Genomic DNA, 24,037 nt, shown 5'->3' with positions numbered 1-24,037 from the left:
ATGACGCAAAAAGGCTATAAAGAGCTGCGGCATGACCCGCAGTTTACGAAACCGCTGATGTCGGATGAGGAGTTTCTGCGCGGCGAGTTGGATTATAAGCAGCCGGGGATGGAGGAGATCGAGCGGCTGCTCACCGCCGGTGATGTGACGGGGGCGAGAGATACCTTTCTGAAGAGGTTCGAGTCAAGGGCGGTCAAACGCTTTTACTTTGACGTGCCGGATGTCCCGGAGCTGGCCCGCTATGCACGAGAACGGTATACCAACGACGAAGAAGCGCTCGCGTGCATCGCGGAAGCGGACCGGATCGCGGTCGGTGATCTCCCGTTGTTCAAGGGGCGCCGGGTTTCCTTTGCGGATGGGGCGTATGAATGGAACAACTGGTTATTCAACAGCTCCCAATATCAGCTGTATCTGACGCGGTTCCCTTATCTGAAGAATCTGTCCCGTGCTTATGCGATGACCGGGGACGAGAAGTATGCCCGCGCCTTCAACCAAATGATGGAGCATTTCATCAGAGACAACCCGGCTCCGATCGATGATGCGTTCCGGGTTCAGCACTGCACCTGGGAGCCGCTGACCGTCGCGGTGCGGATGTTCATGCTGCCGGAGCCCTTCATGATCTTCTTCACCTCGCCTTCTTTCACTCCTGAGGTGAAGATGTTGATGATCAAGTTCTTTCAAGAGCATGCCCGCTATGTGCAAAAGTATCATGCGGAGGACGGCAATCATGTCTGCATGCAGATGCGCGGATTGATTCAGGTGGCTCTCCTGCTGCCGGAGCTGAAAGAAGCGGAGGAATGGCTCGATTACGGCCTCACGAACGCACCTCGCTATCTCGCGAGCAACGTCTACGATGACGGAGCGCAGATCGAGGCGAGTCCCAATTATCATCTGGTCGTGATGCGCGATGTGCACGAATTGGCTTTGCACTTCAAAAAGCTGGGCATCGACGCCTCCTGGTACCTCGAACTGCTGGCGAAGATGTTCAACGTTCTGGAGCATATCAAAACCCCCTTTTCCCAGCTTCCTTATATCGGGGACACGGATGTACATGCGGAGGGGAATCTGCGCGATGTCATGAGCCTGGGAGCATGCCTCTTAAACCGACCGGACCTGAAGGCGTTCGGTCGCCCCGAGCTGCCTTTCTCCCTCCTATGGACGGTAGGTATAGATGAGGTCGAACAGTACGATCGAATGGAGGCTCGTCCACCGGAGCAAACCTCCGCCGTATTCCCGATAGGCGGATACATTACGGCAAGGGACAGCTGGGAGCGCGATTCCTTGTACATGGCTATGCGGGCTGGTATCGGGGTTGGCGGCCATGCCCACGCCGACGCGCTCAGCGTGAACCTGTTCGGCTATGGTCGTGAGCTGATTGCGGATGCGGGGATTGGAGCGTTCGAATGGACCCCGGAACGCAAATACATCGTTTCGACCCGGGCTCACAACACCGTCGTGGTTGACGGAGAAGACCAGCATGTCCGCAGCTTTCACTGGAACACGCCAAAAACGGCGGACTGCAAAATTTGGGACACCCGTGAGATGGGGGATTCCTTCTATGTATTCGCCAGCCAATACGGCTACACCCGTTATGAGGACCCCGTCATCCATTCGCGCAAGGTCGTTGCGCTCCGCGGCTGCGGTTGGGTGATCGTCGATGTCTTCGAGGCGGATGAGACTCATCGTTACGAGCAGTACTTCCATCTTCCGGCGGGTGAATGCGCCTGCGATTGGAGCTCAAATGAAATCTTTACCCGCGGAGATGGAGCCAATGTTCTGCTTGCTTACCCGGATCAAGCGGGCAGCAACTTGTCCGTGGAGGCCGGGCTGATATTCCGCAACGGGGAGTATATGACGGCTCCAGTCGCGAAGCGCGCATGGACGGCGTCCGGTCGCTCCGTTACGGAGACCGTAATCGTTCCTTATGCGGGCGGGGAGAAGCCCCGGCTGCAGGTCACGCGAGTACCGGTGCTGAGCCATGGCGAGCCATTGTCCCCAGAAGAAGCGACCGGTCTGCGAATCGAAGGCGAAGACTTCGCTTATGAGATCGCGCTGTATCATGACCGATATGAAGTGGGGGCTTACCTGGATCATAACGGCAATCCGGTGACGCCTGCTCTGCTGCCCCCTCCGAAGGAGATGGAGGAGCTTGAGCTTGGCGGAGTCGTCTTCCGAGATGACGTTCATGTCCACCACTGCCCGCGAGCCTGAATCAGGAGAGGAGAATCCGCTTTGCACAATTCGATAGCGAATGAACCGTTGGCTTCCCCCGTCTTCCGGGAGAAGCCGAAGTGGACGAAGGAGGAGGCGGAAGCGGCGCTCGGTTTCGTCCTGAAGAAGATCGACGAGAATCTTGAAGTCTTCTCCCGTACCTTTCCCGATGCGGCAAGTCAAGGGGGAGTGTACCCAGCCGTCGATAACTTTGAATGGACTCCCGGCTTTTGGACGGGGATGCTCTGGCTGGCTTATGAAGCGACCGGCCAGGACCGTTACCGCGAAACGGCGGAGAAGCAGTTGGAGAGCTTCTATGATCGGATCGAACAGGGCGTCCACATTCACACCCATGATTTGGGGTTCGTGTACAGCTTGTCCTGTGTGGCCGCTTATAAGCTGACCGGCAACGAACAAGCGCGGATCTATGCGCTCAAGGCGGCAGACCTGCTGCTTAGCCGAACTTTTCCCAAAGCGGGAATCATTCAGGCTTGGGGAGATCTGAACGATCCCAATCAACGGGGACGGATGATCATCGATTGCCTAATGAATCTGCCCCTCCTCTATTGGGCGTCGCAGGAGACAGGAGACCTTCGCTACCGGGAAGCTGCCGTGCGCCACGCCGATCAAGCGTCCCGGTATATGATCCGCGAGGATGCGTCAACCTATCACACCTTCTTCATGGATACGGAAAGCGGAGCCCCGCTTCGCGGAACTACACATCAAGGGTTCTCCGACGATTCATGCTGGGCGCGGGGGCAAGCGTGGGGTATCTATGGATTTCCGCTCAGCAGCCGGTATACCGGCAATGCGGAGCTTCTTGAGCGAGCCAAGAGGCTCGGCCATTACTTCTTGAACCGTCTTCCCGCGGACTTCGTCCCGTATTGGGACCTGATCTTCACGAGCGGAGCGGAGGAAAGGGATAGCTCGGCTGCGGCCATCGCCGCCTGCGGCTTTCTGGAGCAGGCGGAGCAGCTTCCGGTTCTTGACGAGTTCCGTTCCCTCTATGAGAATGCCGCTCTTCACATGCTCAAGTCGCTGTCGGAGAGCTACACCACGGCAGATCTTCCAAACTCCAACGGATTGTTGAAGCATGGTGTATACAGCAAGCCCGGCGGTGCGGGGGTCGATGAATGCACCATATGGGGAGATTATTTCTACCTTGAAGCGCTCATCCGGGTAACCCGAAATGGGAAAGCCTTTTGGTGAGGAGTCGGATCATACGAGCAGGCCTAGAAATTGCTTTCGAGCAGTTTTCTGAGCCTGCTTTTTTGATCATGCGGAGAGCATCGTTAGAGATGAGATTCTAGCAATGAATAAAAATAGATTACCCTTTCCGGAAGAATGTGGTATAATTTAACAAAAGGATTATTTTAGTAGAATGAATCAAATGTCGTATATTTTCCATATTCTATTAGAATGTCGGTTATTGGATCCTGGAACTGAAAGAGTATGAGGACCTTCACTTAAGAGGAGATGGCCATGGAACGGATAATGAGTTTTTCGAGTATCCCGGACAGGTCCTTACAAACGGTGATCGAGCGTGAACTGCGCAAGCAGAGCATGACCTTACAGGAATTATCGCATCAGACCGGCATCAACCGGGGAGTCTTTAGCGCGTTTTTTTCACGCATTCCGCCCAAGCCCATGTCGATCCGGCAGCTCGACCTCATTGCCTGCGCGCTGCATCAGCCGGAAGGCTGGCTGTATCCTCTCTATCTTGAGGATTGCTTTGCAGACGGGAAGACCCACTGGAAACAAGCGAAAGCCCTTTTGTTACGCTGTGTCGAGATGAAGCGATATGATTGGATCGAACGAGTGCTGGTGCAACTCATGGAAGAACCCGTACATATCCAAGGGGTATTTCTTCTCGGCGAAAGCTTGTATGAGGAAGGGCAGCGGGAAGCGTCGATTCCCTTTTATCGTTGTGTATGTGAAACCGAGATCAAGCAGCATTCGGAACGCTTGGCCATCAGTCAATACAAGTGGTTTCGAGCAAGGCTTGGCCCCGATCTGAGAGAAAATATGGAAGCGGCCTTGCAGTTTGCTCCCTTTCGCTCCCGTTTGCCGGAAACCTATTTGCTGGACGGTCTTCTGCACCTGGCGAATGTGTACTTCACCTTGCAGCGCTGGGAGGATGTGATGAAGATCGCGGACGAGCTGTTGGCTGCGGTTACGATTCTGATGCAGCATCAACGAGAACGAAAGCGCCGCGGATTGCCAACAGAACGATTGTCCACGGAACGGAATCTGGTCGTTTATTACGCCAGCAGCTACCTGTTGAAGGGAAATGCTCTCGAATGGTGCGGCCGCTATGAGGAGGCGCTGTCTTACATTCCCTTTTACGAGGAGTTAAGCAGCTTCGATGAGCTTGATGAGCAAGAGAAGCAGGAGGTTAAGAGGTTCTCCATGTTCGCTCAAGGAAATCGCTTGAATCTCCGGATCCTGATGGGTCATGTAGAGGACTTGCCCGACTATATCCTCTATTTGGACAAGAATCCGGAAGAAAGGCTTCCCGGGCTGCTGAGCATCATGTCTGCAGCGAATCGATGTTCCCTTGATGTAGATGAAGTAATCGATCATTATCGGGAGCTCCTGGAAGCGGGCAGCGAAGAGAGACCTACCTATTACCAGACTTCCAGCATGCAGCGGCGGCAAGCTAATCTCTGTTATCAATTGGCGATTTACCAGCTAACCCGCGAACGGTATCGTTCCGGAATGGATTGGCTGCTGCAAGCCGTTCGTCGCTCCACCGCCACCAACAATACCGAGCTCGCTTTGAACTGCGCTGCCTATATGGAGCGGTTCCGCGGGCATGCCGAAGCTGATCAGTTGCAAGTCTATGAGGCTATGATGAAGGAGGTGATCGAACATGCGCAAACGTCTGTTGTCTTTCCTGTTCGCCGGTATTCTTAGCTTAACCGTGGCGATTCCGGCTTTGGCTGCACCGGGATCGGTTGCTCCGCAATCCTCCCATGGAGACGGGTACGGCACTACTTCCGTAGTCGTCGTGAATTCACATGGAGATGGTTATTAAGAGGAGTCCGGCTTCGGAAGGGTGGAACCTCCGCACTTGTGCGGAGGTTTTTTAATGGCTACAATCAAAAAAATTCCAGAATATCAATTTTCCTGAAGTTCGCTAATCCTCGATAAAATGAGACAAAAGAACCTATGGGAGAGCTCCTTATGACAATCGACAGCCATCAAATCGAAGCGCTTCGGGAGGAACTGCATCAGCTGGTAAAGGAACACGGGTTTCTGGATCGGGACGTGCTTGCGAAATCGAGAGAGCTCGATCACCTGTTAAACCAATATCAGAAGCAGCATATCTCGTATAAACGAGGAATGTCGTCGTTTTCGGATGTGTGTTACTCAAGCTATTCGCAGCAGGACGCTGTGGTTGAGGAGCATTGGCAGCGAAGCTGATGGATTCACTCTTCGTGAACAAGCGCGACAAGACCGATGGGAGGAGCCAACGGGGCTTGAACGAAAGGGAATACAGGTATCCAAACAAAGCCAAAGGCGAGCCGGGTTGAACCGGCCGGACCTCGGCTTGTTTTTTTGTCTATGCCATTTTACATGAACAAGTCATAGGTATACTATTTTAATAGAAGATCATTAGAATGGATAAACAAGCTTGATCATAAAAGCATAAGAAACGGATGGAAACGGACGGTGAAAGAAAAACCACGGGGGGAATGAATCGTGAGGGCGGAGGACAAAGTGATTTTGATTACCGGAGGGAACGCGGGCATCGGCAAAGCAACAGCCGCAGCATTGGCCATGCAGGGTTCTACCCTCGTGCTTGCATCCCGCAATGCGGCGAAAGGAGAGGTGGTAAGTCGAGCGATTCGTTCGATCAGCGGTAATGACCGGGTGCAGTTCATGCCGTTGGATTTGGCCTCGTTCGAGTCGATCACGCGGTTTGCCGAGAACTTCAAAAGCCGGTTTCAACGGCTGGATGTTCTTCTGAACAACGCCGGGCTTGTGGCTTCGGGCAAGCGAACAGAGACGAAGGATGGCTTGGAGACGACCATAGGAGTTAATCATTTCGGAACCTTCCTGCTTACGGGCCTTCTTCTGGACCGGTTGAAGGCTGCCGGCAGCTCGCGCATCGTCACTGTAAGCTCAAGGGTTCATGCGAGGGGAAAGCTGATCTTGGACGATCTGCAGCTCAAAGAGCAATTCAGCGCTATGAAAGCCTACGCCCAATCCAAATTAGCCAATATTCTGTTTACCTACGAGCTGGCCCGCAGACTAAACGGGGAGGGGGTCACCGTCAACTGCCTCCATCCCGGCATGGTGCGAAGCAGCTTCTATGACCGGCCATCCGGCCTTAAGGCGAAGCTGGCGTTCGGAATGATCAAACCTTTCCTCATTCCGGTCGAAAAAGGAGCGGAGACCTCCATCTTCTTGGCAGCCTCTCCTGAGGTTGAGGGTATAACCGGCAAGTACTTCGTAAAGTGTATGGAAACCCCTTCCTCCCCCTTGAGCTATGATCAGGAACTGGCACAGAGCTTGTGGGAAATCAGCGAGCAGATGACAGGATTCACCTATCCGGTAAGGTAAGCCTAATCTTTGGCTTTGGACTCCACTCGGTTCACTATGCAAGATAACCATTTAAAGCGCAAGCAAGAGGAGGAAGTCTCCTTCTGCTTGCGTTTGTTGTTTGTGCTATTCCCAATCGTCGGAGGATGAGAACGTATTCTAAACGAGCGCCAGATGAGGCATGATAAAGATGCATGAAACCCATCGTTATCGCAACGGGCTAGGGCTAACATGGGGAGGGCGATCGAGGAATAAGCTAAAGAGGTCGAGACAATAGAAATCGTTTTCATGAAACGAAATAGGGCCGTTTATCCAAAATTTATAGCCGATCGTCACTTTTTATGAGCTTTTTGGATAATAACAATCTTCAAAAAAAGGGTTCATAATGTTTTTGTCGAAGTAATAAAATGAACTAACTTTTTATGGAGGTGTTATTTTCGTGAAATACGGTTATTTTGATGCCGAGAATAAAGAATATGTCATCACAAGACCGGATACGCCGGCACCATGGGCTAACTATCTGGGCTCTCCTGAGTATGGCGCGATCATTTCAGGAAATGCAGGGGGATACAGCTTCGTCAAATCGGGCGCTAACGGACGTATCATTCGTTATCGCTTCAATTCGGTCATGAATGATCAACCGGGCCGTTATATCTATGTCAAAGATCGCGAAAACGGAGATTACTGGTCGGCTTCCTGGCAACCGGTAGGCAAGGACCTGGAGAAGTACCGCACGGAATGTCATCACGGCACGGCTTATTCGCGCTTTGTCTCCGAATACGACGGGATCGAATCCGATACGCTGTATTATGTTCCGCTGAACAAGACCTATGAGGTTTGGAAAACGAAGGTCACGAACAAGAGTGCGAAACCCCGCAAGCTGTCCTTGACCGGGTATGTGGAATTCACGAACAGCGGTAACTACGAGCAGGACTCCGTAAACCTTCAGTACACCTTGTTCGTCAGCAAGACTTACTTCCGCAACAACATGATCCTGCAAGCGATCAACGAGAACATCAAAGGCCACGCCGGCCCGAACGATAGCGACGAAGAAGGAAGAGGCATTTGGCGCTTCTTTGGTCTCGCCGGATCGGAAGCGGCTGCTTATGACGGCGACCGCGACACCTTCGTTGGCAAGTACCGCGACTATTCGAATCCGCGCTCCATTGAAAACGGTTGCTCGAATACGCTCAACTTCAACACCAACTCCTGCGGCGCCCTGCAGGCTGATATCGAGCTTGCACCGGGTGAATCGAAGGAACTGATCTATCTTCTCGGTGCCTATGCGGAAAAAGGCGCGAAAGAAATCATGGCCCACTATCAAGACCTCTCCGTGGTAGACCGCGAGTTGGAGGAGTTGAAGACTTTCTGGCACGCGAAGCTGAACCGCTTCCAGGTTCAAACGCCTGACGACAACCTCAACCAAATGGTCAACACGTGGAATGCTTACCAATGCTTTATCACCTTCATCTGGTCCCGCGCTGCATCCTTCCAGTATTGTGGACTGCGGAACGGCCTTGGCTACCGCGATACCGTACAGGATATTCAAGGCATCATGCACCTCGACCCCGAGCTCGCTCGCGAGCGCCTTACGCTCATGCTGTCCGCTCAGGTGAATAACGGCGGCGGCTTGCCGCTTGTGAAGTTCGATCACCGTCCGGGCTTCGAGAAGACGCCAGACGATCCGGAATACGGAGCCGAAACGGGACATCCGGCTTACCGCGCGGATGACGCCCTGTGGCTGTTCCCGACCTTGATCCGCTACGTCAAGGAGAGCGGCAACTGGGCTTACATCGACGAAGTGATTCCTTATGCGAATAAGGAAGAAGGCACCGTTTATGATCACCTCAAGCGGGCTATCCAGTTCAGCCTCGACCGCATGGGCGCTCACAACATGCCGGCCGGTCTTCATGCCGACTGGAACGACTGCCTGCGGCTCGGTGCGAAGGGCGAATCGACCTTCGTCGCGTTCCAGCTCTACATGGCGTACAACGTCTTCATCGAAATCGCCGAGCGCAAGGGCAACAAGGAAGATGTGGCTTGGGCTGAGAAGCTTCGCGAGGAGCTGAGCCATACTCTCCAAGAGAACGCTTGGGAGGATGATCAATTCATCCGCGGCTTCACCGAGGAAAACGAAGTTATCGGTTCCTCCAACAATGTAGACGCTAAGATCTGGTTGGAGCCGCAAACGTGGTCCGTCCTGAGCGGCGCCGCTCGTCCGGAGCAAGCGAAGCTCGCGCTGGATAAGGTCTATGAGAAGCTGAACACCAAGTACGGCGCGATGGTCTGCTACCCGCCGATCAACCGCGACGGTCACCCGGTATTGCTCATGTCGTTGTTTAACCCGACGACGAAGGAAAACGGCGGGATCTTCTCCCAACCGCAGGGCTGGTTGGTCCTCGCCGAAACGATGATCGGCAACGGCAATCGTGCCTTCGAGTACTATCAGGAGATCAACCCGGCCAGCATGAACGAAGATGCGGATGTGCGCGGGATCGAGCCTTACGTACACGGCCAATTCATCGAAGCCGTGGACAGCCCGTTCTACGGTCGAGGACACGTCCACTGGCTCACCGGGACCGCCTCCACTGTCATGGTATCCCTCGCCGAAGGCATCATGGGCGTACAGCCAGAGTTTGACGGCCTGCGCATCGACCCGTGCGTACCGGATAGCTGGACGGAGTTCTCGATGGAACGTGAGTTCCGTGGAAAGCACTTGAACGTGAAGGTCCAAAACCCGAACGGCGTGCAAAAGGGAATCGCCTCCATCGTGCTGAACGGAACTGTCCTGGAAGGGAAGCTTATTCCTGAGAACCTTCTGAAGGAAGAGAACGACATTCTCATCACGATGGGATAAGACCCATCATTCGAGCGGTGCTTTTCCGCATCCCCGTGCAAAGTTTGTCCAATCCCTGTATGATGGGGAGGAAGGACATTCCTATTCACCAGGAGGATATAAAGCAATGCCAACCCCACACAATCAGGCGAGCAAGGACGACATCGCAAAGGTTGTCCTGATGCCCGGAGATCCCTTGCGCGCCAAATTTATCGCAGAGACGTATCTGGAGAACCCCCGCTTGGTCAACCAGGTGCGCAATTCGTTCGCCTACACGGGAACCTACAAAGGCAAAACCATTACCGTCATGAGCTCGGGGATGGGGATGCCAAGCATTGGCATCTACTCGTACGAACTGTTCAAGTTCTACGATGTGGAATGCATCATCCGGGTCGGCAGCGCCGGAGCGTACACCGATCAGTTGGCCCTTTACGATATCGTTCTGGCGGACAGCGCTTGGAGTGAATCGAACTTCGCCAAATCCCAATCGGGTGAGACGAGCGATGTTTTGACGCCGTCTCCTCGCGTGAATGCAGAGATCGAGAAAGCCGCTGGAAAGCTCGGATACCCGATCACGACCGCCCGGATTCATTCGAGCGACGTGTTCTATGCTGAAGAGCACATGCCGACCTACAAGAACTTTTACGAAGAAAAAGGTTGTGTCTGCGTGGAAATGGAGAGCTTCGCTCTCTTCCACAACGCCAAGGTGACCGGCAAATCGGCCGCCTGTCTGTTGACCATCTCCGATTCGCTGGTGGATCACACCGCAACGACTGCCGAAGAGCGGCAAACCTCCTTCAACAAGATGATGGAGATCGCTCTTGATGCGGCTGTTGAACTCGCATAAAACCCGAAATGCTGCTCCTCTGACGCGCTTAATCAGCGCTGGGGGAGCAGCTTTTTTTGTGATCCTTCATCCGTCCTTATGCGAACAAATCGTACATCGCCTGCTGCTGAAGCTGCACAAACCAACGGGTTCAAAGAAGCAGCGGCAAGGTTGTGTGGATTTTCGTTGACAGATCGGGATGTCGCTCGATAAGATGAAAGGGGTTACAAGATGGAAGAGTATGGATTCATTTGAAAATGCAAGCACAGGACATGACCAAGGAGGATGGTAGCATGGCAACCCAGTATCCCCGGATCGGCATTCGTCCGACCATTGATGGCAGGAGACGCGGAGTTCGCGAATCGCTTGAGCTGCAGACCATGGGCATGGCGCGGCGAGTCGCCGCATTTTTGTCGGAAAATCTTCGTTATCCGGACGGTTCCCCTGTCGAATGCGTCGTTGCCGATACGACCATCGGCGGCGTGAAGGAGGCTTCCGCTTGCCGGGAGAAGTTTTTAGGCATGAAGGTTGGGTTATCGATAACAGTCACGCCCTGCTGGTGTTACGGCTCCGAAACGATGGACATGGACGCGACCCTTCCGCATGCCGTATGGGGCTTTAACGGTACGGAACGACCGGGTGCGGTCTATCTGGCAGCCGTCTTGTCTGCTTATGCTCAAAAGGGGATTCCCGCCTTTGGTATTTATGGCGAGGATGTTCAAGATTTGGACAGCACCGTCATCCCGGACGATGTTCAGAAGAAGCTGATCCGCTTCGCTAAAGCGGGACTGGCTGTTGCGATCATGAAAGGCACCTCCTACTTGTCCATGGGTTCGGTTTCGATGGGGATCGCCGGGTCCATTGTGAGCGATGCTTTTTTCCAGGATTACCTCGGCATGCGCAACGAGTATGTGGACATGTCGGAATTCGTCCGCCGCTTTGAAGAAGAGATCTACGACAAGGAAGAATTTACATGCGCCTTGCAATGGACAAAGGAGCATTGCCGGGAAGGTACGGACAACAATCCGGCACATCTGCAAGTCAGCGATGAAGAGAAGGCGAAGCAGTGGGAAACCTGCGTCAAGATGACGCTGATCGCCCGCGACCTGATGGTGGGCAACCCGGAGCTGGCAAAGCTCGGCTTTGAAGAAGAGGCACAGGGCCACAACTCGCTTGCAGCTGGCTTTCAGGGACAGCGTCAATGGACGGATCATTTTCCGAATGGGGACTTTATGGAGACGATCCTCAATTCCTCCTTCGATTGGAACGGCAGACGGGCTCCTTATATTCTGGCAACGGAGAATGACAGCTTGAATGGCGTGGCTATGCTGTTCAGCTACTTGCTGACGAACACCGCGCAGGTGTTCGCGGATGTGCGGACGTACTGGAGCCCCGCCGCCGTTAAGCGGGTGACCGGCTACGAGCTGGAAGGCCGGGCCGCAAACGGGCTCATCCACCTGATCAACTCCGGCTCCGCTGCGCTCGACGGCACCGGTCTTGAGACGCGGAATGGAGAGCCGGCGATCAAACCCTTCTGGGAGATAGCGGAGGAAGAGGTCAACGCCGCTCTCGCGAACACGAAGTTCCGACCGGCGTCCCAGGAGTATTTCCGCGGAGGCGGGTTCTCGACGAATTACCTAACCCGAGGAGGAATGCCGGTCACCATGGTTCGCTTGAATCTGGTCAAGGGGCTTGGACCGGTGCTTCAGCTGGTGGAAGGGTACACGGTGGAGCTTCCCGAAGCGGTGCATCGCACGCTGGATGAGCGGACAGATCCCACCTGGCCGACGACCTGGTTTGTTCCTCGACTGACCGGGAATGGAGCCTGCTCGTCCGTCTACGAGGTGATGAACAACTGGGGAGCGAACCACGGCTCCGTGAGTTATGGGCATATCGGCGCTGAACTGATCACACTCGCTTCGATTCTCCGCATTCCGGTAAGCCTGCACAACGTCGAAGTCTCAGAGATTTTCCGACCGCGCGTCTGGTCGCTGTTCGGGACGGAGAACCTTGAGTCTGCGGATTACCGCGCTTGCAGCAACTTTGGACCGCTGTATTAATTTCCGAAGGACAGGCGGGACGATCGCGATGAACAAGACGATGACGATGACGATGGTAGCCGTCGATCTCGGGGCAAGCTCGGGGCGAGTGATCCTGGGGACATACGACGGACAAACGCTTGTGACCGAGGAGATTCACCGGTTTGCGAACGAACCCGTGCGGCTTGGGTTTGACCTGGTGTGGAATGTTCTCGGGCTGTTCGCGGAGATCAAACGCGGCATCAAGCTGGCCTGCCGAAAGCATGGGCAGCCGGTAAGCCTCAGCATTGATACGTGGGGTGTCGATTACGGTTACCTGGACAAAGGGGGAAGGCTCCTGTATCCCCCTCATCATTACCGGGACGAGCGAATGAGCAAGCATCGCTCCCGACTTGAAGGGCTGCTGCCGCCACAGGAACAGTTCCGCTTGACCGGCAATCAACCGGATTCGATCAACACCGTCTACCAGCTCTTCGCGGACGGACAGGAGAACACCGCGCTTGCGTCGGCTACCGACAAGATCTTGATGATGCCGGACTTATTCCTCTATCTGCTGTCGGGGAGAGCCGTCGCGGAACGGACCATTCTCAGCACGAGCGGCTTGATCGATCCCGTCACAGGCGAGCCAGCCTCACTCGTCTTTGAAAGTCTCGGACTCAATCCGATGCTCATGGCGGAGCGCGTTCAGGCGGGTACCGTCATCGGCACGCTGCTGCCCGAGCTCCAGGAGGAGCTCGGATGCGGACCGATGCGAATCATCGCCGGGGCTTCCCATGATACGGCATCCGCCGTCGCGGCCATTCCCTATGCGGATAAGAGCGGCTCCGCTTTTCTCAGCTCCGGCACCTGGTCGCTGATAGGAGTTGAGACTCCGGAGCCGGTGCGGACAGAGGAAGGCTACCGCCTAGGGTTCACCAATGAAGGCTGCTTCGGTGGAGGAAATCGGCTATTGAAGAACACGACCGGTCTGTGGCTCCTGCAGGAGTCGCAGCGATGCTGGGCCGAAACGGGGCAGAAACACAGCTTTGCCGAACTGATGGAGCTCGCGGCAAGCGCGGAGCCGTCTCGGGCTATCCTCGATCCGAACGATCCCGTCTTCCGCGCTCCAGGTGACATGCCGGTGCGGATCGAGCGCTATTGCCGAGAGAGGGGGCATGCGGCGCCTGCGTCAAAAGGAGAGCTTGTGCGCCTCGTTCTCGACAGCCTTGCATGTTCCTACGCCCAGACGATCAAGGAGCTGGAGAGGGTCGTCGGCAGAGGTATCCACACGATCCACATGGTCGGCGGAGGCATTCAGAATCGGCTTCTCTGTCAGCTGACCGCGGATGCGACCGGCATGGAGGTCGTAGCCGGTCCGGTGGAAGCGAGCGCTATCGGCAATCTGCTTGTGCAGCTCATGGCAATGGGAGAGCTTGAGAGCAGCCGCGCTGCCGACATCGTAGCTGCTTCGGAGCCGATCGTCGTCTACCGCCCGGGTGTAAATTCCTCCGGCAAGCTTCGAGCATAGGCCTGGCCTCGAGTTTGCCCTATCCATAACAAGACAAAGGAGAATGAATCCACCATGGAGAATAAAGAAGCTCTGGAAGCGCGCGAGCAGAAATTGCGTCTGCAAATTTGCGACATCGGCCGGAACCTGTTCAACAAAGATTTTATCGCCGCCAACGACGGCAACATTTCGGCTCGTCTCAGCGCCAATGAAGTGCTGGCCACACCGACTGGCGTGAGCAAAGGCTATTTGGAGCCGCACATGCTGGTCAAAGTGAATCTGGAGGGCGACATCCTGGAAGCGCATGAGGACTACCGTCCTTCCACGGAAGTGAAGATGCATCTGCGCGTTTACCGCGCTCTCCCGGAGATGGGCGGCGTCGTGCATGCACATCCGCCCTTCGCCACCGCCTTTGCCATCAAGGGGGAAACGCTCGACAAGATGATGATGCCGGAGTCGGTCATCGCCATGGGCGACATCCCTCTGGCCAAGTACGGTACACCTTCCACGGAGGAAGTACCGGATTCGCTCGTACCGTTCTTCGGCAAGAAAACGGCAGTTCTCCTGGAAAGCCACGGCGCAATCACCTGGGGCAAGGACGTCATGGCCGCTTACATGAACATGGAGCGGCTGGAGTATACGGCCAAGCTGACGTTCCTGACCCGCCTGATTGACGGTGAGCGCGAGCTTCCTCCGAAGCGAATTGAAGAGCTGGTGGCGCTCCGGTCGTTTTACGGGATGTAATCCGAGGGTTGGAGCGTGGCTGGATGGACTCATTATCTGAAGAAAAGAGGAGCGCTGCCCATGTTGAAACGCATTCCCAAGCTGCTGTCCCCGGAGCTAGTCCGCATCATGATGGAGATGGGGCACGGCGACGAGCTCGTGCTCGCTGATGCGAATTTTCCGGGGCATTCGCTGCATTCCCGCGTCGTCCGCTGCGACGGCATCGGCATTCCCCGGCTACTGACCGCCATCCTGGAGCTGCTGCCGCTCGATCATTACGCTTCCCATCAAGCGATTCTCATGGAGGTCGTGCCCGGTGATCCAACCGTTCCGGTCATCTGGGAGGAGTACGATCGCATCATCAAAGCGAGCGATCCGGAAGCAGGATTCGGGCGGGAAGAACGGTTCGCCTTCTATGAGCGGGCCAAATCGGCTTATGCGATCGTTGTGACGGGAGAAGAGGCCTTGTATGGTAATTTGATTTTGAAAAAAGGCGTTATCGCTGGCGACTAGGGGAGGCGAGCTCCTTTACGGCAAGTATACGGCTTCTGGACTATGTGATTCTGCATAGCCGGGAGCCGTTTTTGCATTGAGAATTTGATTCGGAAATTGTGTAACCATTGCTTAGTTTTGAATATGGCTCAGTTGTCGCTCTATCTTGGATATTACTCAGTTATTGCTTTGTCTTGGTTTTTGATCAGTTATCGTTCTGTTTTGAATATCGTCTTGATTATTGGATTTTGTCGCAAGGAAGTGCCTCTATTCCCTCAATCTGTCATAATGGGGGATGGAAGAAAGAGGCGGGGATGGAGAGACATCCATTCGAGTCTCAATGATCGAAGAGGTGGATTACAGGCGATGAGGCTTTTACTGATTGAAGACGATGGGGAAATTCGCGAAATGCTGGAAAGCTTTCTGCGCTCTCAGCAGTTTGAAGTCGAGACGGCTTGTGATGGCGAGGAAGCTTGTGTGAAGTTTGCGGAAGGGCGATTCGATCTCATTCTCTTGGATCTGATGATTCCGCGAGTGAGCGGCCTGGAGGTCCTGCAGCGAATTCGAAATAGCAGCACCGTTCCGATCCTGATCCTGTCTGCTCGGGACACGGACTCCGATATCACCCTGGGGCTTGGACTTGGAGCAGATGATTATGTCACCAAGCCGTTTTCCGTTGTGGAAGTGCTGGCCCGCATCAAAGCCAACCTCCGCAGGACCACCCAATATGCCGCAGCGCTTGCAACCTCCAGCCAGGAAATACTGACCGTTGGCGAGTTGACCATGAACCTGGCCGAGCATTCGGTGATGAAGAACGGAGAACGGATTGACTTGACCGCGAAAGAATATGACATTCTGAAGCTGCTCATGCAAAATCCGAAAAAGGTTTATACGAAGGAGCAGCTCTACTCTACCATTTGGAAGGAAGACTATTTTGGAGACGAGAACGCGGTGAATGTGCACATCAGCCGCCTCCGAAACAAGGTGGAAGACCATTCCCGCGATCCTCGTTATGTGCTCACGGTTTGGGGGATTGGCTACAAGCTGGGAGGGGGAAAATGAGCGAATCGACGCTTCTTTTTTTTATGTCGGGATGTGTTCTCGTCTTGCTTGTCCTTCTCGTGTACCAGCAGCTCGCCTTGCGTAAGGGTACGGAAGCCCATTTGATGGACATGTGCAGAAAAGTAAACGACATTCTCGATCGGGACAGCGATGAGAAGGTGATGGTCTTCACCTCAAATAAAGCATTGATGGAGCTCGCGGCACAGATCAACCGGCTGCTCGAAGATCGTCAAAAGCGAAAAGCCGAATACCGGCGTTTTGAACGGACATCGAAAAAGATGCTCTCCAACATCTCGCACGACATCAAGACGCCCTTGACGGTCATTCTCGGGTACCTTGAGATCATCCAGCTCGACTCCAAGGAGGAAGAAGAACGCCTGAGAAAGGTGGAACACAAGGCTAAACAGGTTTTAGATCTGTTGAACGAATTTTTTACACTGGCGAAATTGGATGCCGAGGACATGGAGCTTGCGGTAAGCGAGGTGAACCTGTCGGAGATATGCCGGGAGAATCTGGTGGGCTTGTATGACATTCTGGTGCAAAAGAATTTTCAAGTGGAGGTGTCCATACCCGAAACAGAGGTGCCGGTATACGGAAACAAGGACGCCTTGCATCGAATCCTGAACAATCTTCTCTCCAACTGCATTCGGTATGGCTCCGACGGCAAGTACCTGGGCCTGTTTCTTCGGACGGATGAAGCCTACGCCTATCTTGACGTGGTTGACAAAGGGAAGGGAATTGAGAAGGCTTTTGCCGACAAGGTGTTCGAACGCTTGTACACGATGGAGGATTCTCGGAATCGGGACATTCAAGGAAATGGACTTGGGCTGACGATTGCCAAGCAACTGGCGATTCGGCTCGGCGGGGAGCTTACGCTGGTTAGCATCCCTTATGAAAAAACGGTTTTCACCGTCAAGCTGAAGCGGGCATCGGGATTCTTCCGGGAGATGGACCGAGAAACGGACGAAAGAAATTCGTAAGATTTCGTCAAGAGTTTTGAAAAAGCTGCCCGCTACAATGGAAGAGGAAAGGGGGCAAGCGAAATGACAGCCATTTTGCAGACGAATCACTTGACGAAGACGCTGGGGGGAAAGACGCTGGTAGCGGACGTGAACCTTCATGTGAAGAAGGGCACGATCTACGGCTTTCTCGGTCCCAACGGAGCAGGGAAGACAATGGTTATGAAGATGATCACCAACCTGTGGAAGCCCACGAGCGGAAGCATTGAGCTTTTTGGAGAGGTGCTTACGCCTACTTCCTATGAAGTTCTGAAACGGATGGGCAGCATCATTGAATTTCCAACCTTTTATGAGCACTTGAGCGGCAAAGACAACCTGCAACTCCATTGCGAGTATATGGGCTACTACAGCTCTGGCAGCGTGGAGCAAGCGCTGGCTCTGTTGGACCTGCAGGATGCTGGGACGAAACCGGTGAAGAGCTATTCCCTCGGAATGAAGCAGCGCTTGGGCTTGGCCCGGGCTGTTCTGTGCAAGCCGGAATTGCTGATCTTGGATGAACCGACGAACGGCCTCGATCCGGTCGGAATGAAGCAGATCCGAGACTTGATGAGAACACTCTGTGAAGAATACGGCATCACCCTCATGGTCTCCAGCCACATCTTGTCCGAGATCGAGAGCATTGCGGATACGATCGGGGTTATTCATCACGGAAAGCTGGTAAAGGAAATTTCGATGAAGGAAATTGCGGATTCCAGCTTGGCTTATCTGGAGCTGTCGGTATCGGATGTCAAACGAGCCTCTTACGTGCTGGCAGACAAGCTTTCGCTTCCCAACTTCAAGGTGATGGATGAGCACAGCATCCGAATCTATGACAACCGCTATTCGGCTAAGGAATTGGCTAAGACGCTGGCAATGAATGAAGTCGATTTTGATGGGATCAGTAAGAAGGCCGAAACCCTGGAGGATTACTTCCTGAAGCTCACCATGGAGGGGGAGAAATCATGCTGAAATTGATCCGGTTGGAATGGAAAAAGAACCACATTGCACGGTACATCCGGAATGCTCTCATCGTTGCAGGAGTACTGGGTCTGTTCTTGTTTGCCACCGCCTATTTCGGCATCGCGAATGACCCGGACACCGGCGTGCCGGATACCGCAGAGGGGTACAATTTTATGTCGGCTTCGGTGGAAATGGTGACGGGCGTTACGTTCCTGATCTTCACCAGCCTGATGCTGGCGAGCTTTATTGTCAGCGCTTATAAGAACAAAACCATGAACCTGATGTTCTCCTACCCGATCAAGCGGCGCAATATTCTGATCTCCCAAATGCTTGCGGTCTGGATCTTCAATTTCGTCGCTTTGGTTCTGACCAAGCTGCTGATCTATGGCTGCATTCTTGCAGGCTCGGCCTACAAAGCGTCCGCCTTTCCGATTGATTATGACATGACGCACCTCTCCTTCTATGCCCAGCTCGTCTTGAAGTCGGTTGTCACCGTCAGCGTGAGCTTCATCGCTTTGTTTGTCGGGCTCGTTCTGCGATCCTCCAAGGCGACGATCGTCACCTCGTTTCTGCTCATCCTGCTGACTCAAGCGAACATTGGGGACTACACGCTCGCTAACCGTCCGCTCTTTCCTCTCGTTCTGATCGCTCTTTCCTTGGTTTTTGCCTTTCTCTCGATCCGCAACGTGGAAACCAAGGACTTGATCTGAGTGAGGAAGGGAGATCCGAGTCGGTAAGACTTCCCCATTGCCCATACGGCGCAACCTCTCTATAATGAATGAAAATAGTCAAAGGAGAGCTCAGTGCCTTATGCCGATCAGTCGAAGCAAAATCGTTATCGTCGGGACCGGGTCCGTCGGAGCAGCGGTTGCGTTTAATCTCGCCATCAACCACACCTGCGACGACCTGGTTTTGATTGACAGAAACAAGAAGAAGGCCTGGGCGGAGGCGAAGGATCTCCAGCACTCTCTCGGGTACCGCGGCATCCGGATGAACGTGACGGACGGCGACTATGCCGATTGCGGTGACGCTGATCTCGTGGTCATCGCGGCGGCGCTGCCGTACGTGATGGGGCAGACCCGGCTCGATCAAGTGGAGCAGGCTGCGGAAGTGGTGCGGAGCATCGTGACGCCAGTCATGGAGAGCGGCTTCCAGGGGATGTTTGTCGTGATCACGAATCCGGTCGACATCATGACGTATTGCGTGCAGAAATGGTCCGGTCTGCCGGACAGTCGGGTGATTGGGACCGGAACGGCGCTTGACTCCGCCCGGCTGAAATACCACCTGTCCGAGACCATGAACGTCGATCCGCAAAGCGTCTATGCGCTATGTATGGGCGAGCACGGCGACTCACAGATGGTTCCGTGGAGCCAGGTGACCGTTGGCGGTAAGCGGTTCCTTGATATCCTGAAGGATAACCCGGACCGGTTCCCCGGCTTTAATGTCAACGATATGGGCAAGCATATCATGCAGGTCGCCTATGACATCGTCATGGCGAAGGGAGCAACCACCTTCGGCATCGCCGCGACGACCGTGCAGATCATCCAGGCGATTCTGCGGGATGAAAATAAGGTCATCCCGGTCTCGGCCATGCTGCACGGGGAATACGGAGAAAGCGGTGTCTACGCCGGAATCCCCGCCGTCATCAACAATCAAGGTGTCAAAGAGCTGGTCGAGCTGCATCTGACGGTCGAGGAACGACAAGCGTTGAGCGACTCTGTGAAGCTCATCCGCGGCTACTGTGAGAAAGTAGTAATCGAACCAACGAATCGATAGTTCATAATCAAGCCACCCGTGGTTCGGATTTGAATCACAGGCGGGTGAATAAGGAGGGAAACCGATGGTATCGCAAAAGATGTACGAGCTTGGCAGCAAACGTTCGGTAATTCGGGAAATTTTTGAGTTCGGCAAAAAGCGGGCGGCTGAGATCGGAGCGGACAATGTGTACGACTTCAGCTTGGGCAATCCGAGCGCACCGGCGCCGGAGTCAGTGAAGCAGGCGCTCCTTGATCTGCTGACGCAAGAGGACTCGGTATCCGTACATAGCTATACCTCGGCTCAGGGCGATCCAGAGGTGCGGCAGGCTATCGCCGATTACCTGAACGGCCTCTACGGCACGGATTACCGGGCCGATCGGTTGTACATGACGGTCGGCGCCGCTGCCTCGCTCAGCGTCAGCATCAAGGCAGTGGCGGGGACGGGCGACGAAGTGATCGCGTTCGCACCGTTTTTTACCGAGTACAAGGTGTTTGTGGAAGCGGCAGGTGCGAGTCTCGTTGTAGTCCCGCCGAAGCGTGATGACTTTCAAATCGAATTTGCCGATTTTGAGCGGTTGATTAATGAGAAAACCAAAGCCGTTCTCGTCAATTCCCCCAATAATCCAACGGGAGTCGTTTATTCGGAGGAGACCGTCGTCAAGCTCTGCGAGCTCTTGAAGGCGAAAGAGCAGGAGTATGGACACGCCATTTACTTGATCACCGACGAGCCGTATCGGGAGATCGTATACGACGGGGTCGATGTTCCGTTCTTCCCGCTCTATTATGCCAACACACTGGTCTGCTACTCCTACAGCAAGTCGCTGTCGGTTCCTGGAGAGAGGATCGGGTATGTGCTCGTTCCGAACGGGATGGAGGATGCGGACAAGGTATATGCCGCCATCTGCGGAGCGGGCCGGGCGCTCGGCTATGTATGTGCGCCGAGTCTGTTCCAGAAGGCGATCGCGAAATGCCTCGGCGAGACGGCGGACCTGTCGGTGTACAAGGAGAACCGCGATCTGCTCTATCAGGCGCTGAAGGAGTACGGATACGAGTGCGTCTATCCGCAGGGAGCCTTCTACCTGTTCGTCAAAGCGTTGGAAGAGGATGCGAACGCCTTCTGTGCCCGGGCGCAGAAGCACGATCTTCTCTTCGTTCCTGGCGATGATTTCGGTTGTCCAGGCTATGTGCGAATCTCCTACTGCGTACCCGCCGAGCGGATTCGGCGCTCGCTCCCGGCCTTCGAGCGTCTTGCCGAAGAGTACCGGACGGGCTTCGCTCAGGCGTAAGGTCAGGCAACGGAGGAAAGCTGGAAGGCGGCGAGTAGCCACCTTTCAGCCAGGCCTGCACGAAGAAGGGGCACAGCAGAAGGAAGGACTCTCTCCTTTTTTGCTGTGCCCCTTCTTTCTGGCATCTGTTCGTCAAACGATTCCGCAGATGTTGGCTGCGTACTCGAACCGACATGGGATAGCTATTGGTGGAGGCAGTCTATCCGATGCCAATTGACGTGGACTCCTGTCCGTACGATTAGAATGGGTAACGTATAATCGTATGATCGGTATCGTTCCTTCGTTATTGTCCGTCCGCTTGCCAGCCATAACGAATCTGCGGCGGATAGGCAGGATAGCCTCCGCCATAAGCCGCACCGGCAGCCGAATTGTCATACCGATAGCCTGCGGGAACGGCTGAGGAATAGAGCGGCTGCCCATAGGGATCATAGCCGGTTGGCTGCCCGAACCCGGAAGGGGAGTAACTGCCTGCCTGTGGATGAGCTGATCCGAAGGATGGAATGGATTGGCGGCTTCCCATCTGGAGGGCTGCCGGAGGGTTCGCCGACACATTCTCGACACCGCCGACTTGCGCGAGCCTGCAATCCTTGGGCGGTCCGATGATCACCGTGTCTTTGATCGGCGCTAAGGCTTCCTTGATCAACGCTTCATCCAGGCAGTAGGCATGGGACAAAATTTCCGCTGGGGTCAGCCGGAGAATATCGGACCCGTTGACGAATTCCGGAACCGGGGCGTCGAAGACGGCCAGAAGATGAGTGTCGTCTTCCAGGGCGACTTCGTAATGCCACCAGCCTTGCGGAACATTGGCGACCTGCTGCGGACGAATGGGAAAGTTGAGGAGCTTTTTCGTAAAGGGATTGATCAGAGAAACAACCGCTGAGCCGGAGACGCAATACACCAATTCGGAAGCGTTTTGATGGATATGCGGCTCCACCACATTGGATTTGCTGAGGAAGATATCCAAGAGTGAGGTATTACCGAGCGTGTTCAACTGCTGTACGGACAAGATGTTGATGTAATTGTCGCTGTCTTTGGCCATCAAGCGGCTATTGCGGAGATCGAAGCTGAATTTAACATCCGGCGAGGTATAATCCATGTATGAAATCATGGGAAGGTTCCAACCTCTCTTTAGAATGGAATCGGGATGAGCATGGAATCGAAAGGGATCGGGATAAGCATGGAATCGAAAGGAATAGGGATAAGCATGGAATCGAAAGGGATCGGGATAAGCATGGAATCGAAAGGAATCGGGAATCGGGATAGGCGGGCGTCTTGCTTTGGATATCCTATGTGAATCTTCCTGAGGGCGTGAGCCCAAATGAAATCCGACAGGGAGCGGCCAGGGGAAATCCTTTGAGGCTGGAATCAATCTCGCGGCGGGTTGTCCCATTGACTGGACTGGCAAGCTGTGCAAAAATCAACCCAACTGGATAGAACGCCCCGCTAATTATGAATCGGGGCTAACACAAAGAAGCGCGAACAACAGGTAGGAGTGAGCGAGTGGTTACATTTGGATTTGTCCGGCACGGACTGACGGACTGGAATTCGGAATACCGAGCCCAGGGGCAGCATGACGTACCACTGAATGCAGAGGGAATCCGCCAAGCCCGACTTCTGGGAGAGCGGCTTGCCAAGGAGCACTGGGATTATCTCTACAGCAGCGATTTATCCCGCGCAAGAGTGACGGCGGAGATCGTGGCCGAGGCGATGGGCATGGAGGTAACCGGCTTCGATCCGCGTCTGAGGGAAAAGTCGCACGGACGTTTGGACGGAACGACGGTGGCGGACCGCATCGCGCTATGGGGAGCGGATTGGGCGAACCTTGATCACGGAGAAGAGAGCGTCGAGTCGATTTTATCGCGGAGTATGGACTTTTTGCGGGAAAAGGCCTCTCTGCATCCGGACCATAAAATTCTGATCGTCAGCCACGGGGCATGGATCGCCCGAACCATCGAGCATCTGCTGCAGGTGGACGATATCCCGCATGTCGGGAATACATCCCTGTGCGTGTTGAGCGGCAGCGATTCCTCCTGGAGCTGTGTGCTGCCCCCCTGCGACAAGCATCTGGAAGTACCCGCCGATACTTCCGAGGACAGCGCTTCCTGTTAACCGGAAACGTTCCATTGGAGAGATAAGCGAAGAGCCCCGGTCCGCCCTTTTGCAGAGGACGGTACCGAGGCTCTTTTTCTCATTGTCGTTACTTCTTCAGCACATCGTGATCGACATACCGCTCGCCGTTCAACTCGCTGATAACGCCGATCGCCGCTTTGGCGCCATCGCCTGCGGTGATGATGGTGTGCAGGCTGGTGCCGGCGCAGCCGCCCGCAGCCCATACATGAGCAAGGCTGGTTTTGCCTGCGGCATCGACTTCAATGATGGCTTTGACGCGAGGCTCCGTTCCGGGTACGATGTTCAGCCCCGCGCTCTCGGCAAGCTCGACAGAGAGTCCAGTCGCCAGAATGACATGGCTTGTTTCGTAGGAAGCCTCCTCCGTCTCCACCTTGACGGCTGTCCCGTCCGAGCTTAAACTCGTGGCTTTGGCCGTAACGAACTCCGCGCCGAATTTGGCTGCTTGCTTCTTGCCGGTCTCCACCAGATCGGGTCCCGCAATATCGGGAGCGCCATAATGGTTTTCAATCCAAGCTCGCTTGGTGATGCTTTGATCGCTGTCGAGGACGAGGGTCTTTTTGCCTGCCTTGGCTGTGAACAAAGCTGCGCTTGCCCCGGCTGGGCCTGCACCGATGACGATTACGTCGTACATGTGAATAACGCCTCCTTGATTTCACAAAGAATAAAGGGATCTGACAATGGTA

At 54.5% G+C, this 24,037-nt stretch carries 21 protein-coding genes; 19 read left to right on the top strand and 2 right to left on the bottom strand.

Annotated features, from left to right (window positions below; genetic code table 11):
• The 18 genes from BN2684_RS12705 (at position 1) to BN2684_RS12620 (ending at position 21,224) form a co-directional block, all read left to right on the top strand.
• Positions 1-2,211 (top strand): alginate lyase family protein, encoded by a 2,211-nt coding sequence (locus tag BN2684_RS12705; RefSeq protein ID WP_058302488.1) that lies wholly within the window; start codon positions 1-3, stop codon positions 2,209-2,211.
• 21 nt (positions 2,212-2,232) lie between these two features.
• A complete protein-coding gene (locus BN2684_RS12700; protein WP_082651920.1) occupies positions 2,233-3,420 on the top strand; it encodes a glycoside hydrolase family 88 protein in 1,188 nt (395 codons plus the stop codon).
• 273 nt (positions 3,421-3,693) lie between these two features.
• Positions 3,694-5,127, top strand: a complete 1,434-nt coding sequence (locus BN2684_RS12695) for a hypothetical protein (RefSeq protein ID WP_058302487.1) — start codon at positions 3,694-3,696, stop codon at positions 5,125-5,127.
• The gene (locus BN2684_RS24530; protein WP_159065793.1) at positions 5,084-5,248 is read left to right on the top strand and encodes a hypothetical protein; all 165 of its coding nucleotides are present in this window, start codon (positions 5,084-5,086) and stop codon (positions 5,246-5,248) included. The genes BN2684_RS12695 and BN2684_RS24530 overlap by 44 nt, the downstream gene beginning before the upstream one ends.
• A gap of 149 nt (positions 5,249-5,397) precedes the next feature.
• A complete protein-coding gene (locus BN2684_RS12690; protein WP_058302486.1) occupies positions 5,398-5,637 on the top strand; it encodes an aspartyl-phosphate phosphatase Spo0E family protein in 240 nt (79 codons plus the stop codon).
• Positions 5,638-5,916: 279 nt separating this feature from the next.
• Positions 5,917-6,780, top strand: a complete 864-nt coding sequence (locus BN2684_RS12685) for an SDR family oxidoreductase (RefSeq protein ID WP_058302485.1) — start codon at positions 5,917-5,919, stop codon at positions 6,778-6,780.
• Positions 6,781-7,198: 418 nt separating this feature from the next.
• Positions 7,199-9,616 (top strand): glycoside hydrolase family 94 protein, encoded by a 2,418-nt coding sequence (locus BN2684_RS12680; RefSeq protein ID WP_058302484.1) that lies wholly within the window; start codon positions 7,199-7,201, stop codon positions 9,614-9,616.
• A 106-nt stretch (positions 9,617-9,722) separates the two neighbouring features.
• Positions 9,723-10,442, top strand: coding sequence for a purine-nucleoside phosphorylase (gene deoD, locus BN2684_RS12675; protein WP_058302483.1), 720 nt, complete (start codon positions 9,723-9,725; stop codon positions 10,440-10,442).
• 272 nt (positions 10,443-10,714) lie between these two features.
• Entirely contained in the window at positions 10,715-12,481 is a 1,767-nt protein-coding gene (locus tag BN2684_RS12665; protein WP_108722198.1) for an L-fucose isomerase, read from the top strand.
• Between the two features lie 28 nt (positions 12,482-12,509).
• Positions 12,510-13,967, top strand: coding sequence for a rhamnulokinase (locus BN2684_RS12660; protein WP_058302481.1), 1,458 nt, complete (start codon positions 12,510-12,512; stop codon positions 13,965-13,967).
• Positions 13,968-14,021: 54 nt separating this feature from the next.
• The gene (locus BN2684_RS12655) at positions 14,022-14,690 is read left to right on the top strand and encodes a class II aldolase/adducin family protein (protein WP_058302480.1); all 669 of its coding nucleotides are present in this window, start codon (positions 14,022-14,024) and stop codon (positions 14,688-14,690) included.
• A 60-nt stretch (positions 14,691-14,750) separates the two neighbouring features.
• Complete coding sequence (gene fucU / locus BN2684_RS12650) at positions 14,751-15,182, top strand: L-fucose mutarotase (protein ID WP_058302479.1); 432 nt, start codon at positions 14,751-14,753, stop codon at positions 15,180-15,182.
• Positions 15,183-15,527: 345 nt separating this feature from the next.
• Positions 15,528-16,223, top strand: coding sequence for a response regulator transcription factor (locus tag BN2684_RS12645; protein WP_058302478.1), 696 nt, complete (start codon positions 15,528-15,530; stop codon positions 16,221-16,223).
• The gene (locus BN2684_RS12640; protein WP_058302477.1) at positions 16,220-17,203 is read left to right on the top strand and encodes a sensor histidine kinase; all 984 of its coding nucleotides are present in this window, start codon (positions 16,220-16,222) and stop codon (positions 17,201-17,203) included. Before BN2684_RS12645 ends, BN2684_RS12640 begins: the two co-directional genes overlap by 4 nt.
• A gap of 63 nt (positions 17,204-17,266) precedes the next feature.
• Positions 17,267-18,190 (top strand): ATP-binding cassette domain-containing protein, encoded by a 924-nt coding sequence (locus BN2684_RS12635; protein ID WP_058302476.1) that lies wholly within the window; start codon positions 17,267-17,269, stop codon positions 18,188-18,190.
• Positions 18,184-18,891, top strand: coding sequence for an ABC transporter permease (locus BN2684_RS12630; RefSeq protein WP_058302475.1), 708 nt, complete (start codon positions 18,184-18,186; stop codon positions 18,889-18,891). The genes BN2684_RS12635 and BN2684_RS12630 overlap by 7 nt, the downstream gene beginning before the upstream one ends.
• Positions 18,892-18,991: 100 nt before the next feature.
• Entirely contained in the window at positions 18,992-19,957 is a 966-nt protein-coding gene (locus BN2684_RS12625; RefSeq protein WP_058302474.1) for an L-lactate dehydrogenase, read from the top strand.
• A gap of 64 nt (positions 19,958-20,021) precedes the next feature.
• Positions 20,022-21,224, top strand: a complete 1,203-nt coding sequence (locus tag BN2684_RS12620; RefSeq protein WP_058302473.1) for a pyridoxal phosphate-dependent aminotransferase — start codon at positions 20,022-20,024, stop codon at positions 21,222-21,224.
• 283 nt (positions 21,225-21,507) lie between these two features.
• Here the strand turns inward: BN2684_RS12620 and BN2684_RS23930 are convergent, their stop codons facing one another.
• Positions 21,508-22,320, bottom strand: coding sequence for a cupin domain-containing protein (locus BN2684_RS23930; protein WP_082651918.1), 813 nt, complete (start codon positions 22,318-22,320; stop codon positions 21,508-21,510).
• 404 nt (positions 22,321-22,724) lie between these two features.
• Here BN2684_RS23930 and BN2684_RS12610 point away from each other — a divergent pair, with 404 nt between their 5' ends.
• Positions 22,725-23,333, top strand: coding sequence for a histidine phosphatase family protein (locus tag BN2684_RS12610; RefSeq protein ID WP_058302472.1), 609 nt, complete (start codon positions 22,725-22,727; stop codon positions 23,331-23,333).
• A gap of 88 nt (positions 23,334-23,421) precedes the next feature.
• On the opposite strand, the gene BN2684_RS12605 is transcribed toward BN2684_RS12610, so the two are convergent.
• Positions 23,422-23,985: an FAD-dependent oxidoreductase gene (locus tag BN2684_RS12605; protein ID WP_058302471.1), complete on the bottom strand. Its 564-nt coding sequence runs from the start codon at positions 23,983-23,985 to the stop codon at positions 23,422-23,424.
• Positions 23,986-24,037: the final 52 nt, after the last annotated feature.

It is taken from the genome of Gorillibacterium timonense, from assembly GCF_001457415.1.
Taxonomy (GTDB): Bacteria; Bacillota; Bacilli; order Paenibacillales; family NBRC-103111; genus Gorillibacterium; species Gorillibacterium timonense.
This window is presented reverse-complemented; position numbering and strand designations above follow the sequence as displayed.

Excerpts from the sequence above, each read along its gene's own strand:
- BN2684_RS12705 (WP_058302488.1), top strand. The coding sequence starts at position 1 with ATGACGCAAAAAGGCTATAAAGAGCTGCGGCATGACCCGCAGTTTACG.
- BN2684_RS12695 (WP_058302487.1), top strand. The coding sequence starts at position 3,694 with ATGGAACGGATAATGAGTTTTTCGAGTATCCCGGACAGGTCCTTACAA.
- BN2684_RS24530 (WP_159065793.1), top strand. The coding sequence starts at position 5,084 with ATGCGCAAACGTCTGTTGTCTTTCCTGTTCGCCGGTATTCTTAGCTTA.
- BN2684_RS12690 (WP_058302486.1), top strand. The coding sequence starts at position 5,398 with ATGACAATCGACAGCCATCAAATCGAAGCGCTTCGGGAGGAACTGCAT.
- deoD (WP_058302483.1), top strand. The coding sequence starts at position 9,723 with ATGCCAACCCCACACAATCAGGCGAGCAAGGACGACATCGCAAAGGTT.
- BN2684_RS12665 (WP_108722198.1), top strand. The coding sequence starts at position 10,715 with ATGGCAACCCAGTATCCCCGGATCGGCATTCGTCCGACCATTGATGGC.
- BN2684_RS12660 (WP_058302481.1), top strand. The coding sequence starts at position 12,510 with ATGAACAAGACGATGACGATGACGATGGTAGCCGTCGATCTCGGGGCA.
- BN2684_RS12655 (WP_058302480.1), top strand. The coding sequence starts at position 14,022 with ATGGAGAATAAAGAAGCTCTGGAAGCGCGCGAGCAGAAATTGCGTCTG.
- fucU (WP_058302479.1), top strand. The coding sequence starts at position 14,751 with ATGTTGAAACGCATTCCCAAGCTGCTGTCCCCGGAGCTAGTCCGCATC.
- BN2684_RS12645 (WP_058302478.1), top strand. The coding sequence starts at position 15,528 with ATGAGGCTTTTACTGATTGAAGACGATGGGGAAATTCGCGAAATGCTG.
- BN2684_RS12640 (WP_058302477.1), top strand. The coding sequence starts at position 16,220 with ATGAGCGAATCGACGCTTCTTTTTTTTATGTCGGGATGTGTTCTCGTC.
- BN2684_RS12635 (WP_058302476.1), top strand. The coding sequence starts at position 17,267 with ATGACAGCCATTTTGCAGACGAATCACTTGACGAAGACGCTGGGGGGA.
- BN2684_RS12630 (WP_058302475.1), top strand. The coding sequence starts at position 18,184 with ATGCTGAAATTGATCCGGTTGGAATGGAAAAAGAACCACATTGCACGG.
- BN2684_RS12625 (WP_058302474.1), top strand. The coding sequence starts at position 18,992 with ATGCCGATCAGTCGAAGCAAAATCGTTATCGTCGGGACCGGGTCCGTC.
- BN2684_RS12620 (WP_058302473.1), top strand. The coding sequence starts at position 20,022 with ATGGTATCGCAAAAGATGTACGAGCTTGGCAGCAAACGTTCGGTAATT.
- BN2684_RS23930 (WP_082651918.1), bottom strand. The coding sequence starts at position 22,320 with ATGGATTATACCTCGCCGGATGTTAAATTCAGCTTCGATCTCCGCAAT.
- BN2684_RS12605 (WP_058302471.1), bottom strand. The coding sequence starts at position 23,985 with ATGTACGACGTAATCGTCATCGGTGCAGGCCCAGCCGGGGCAAGCGCA.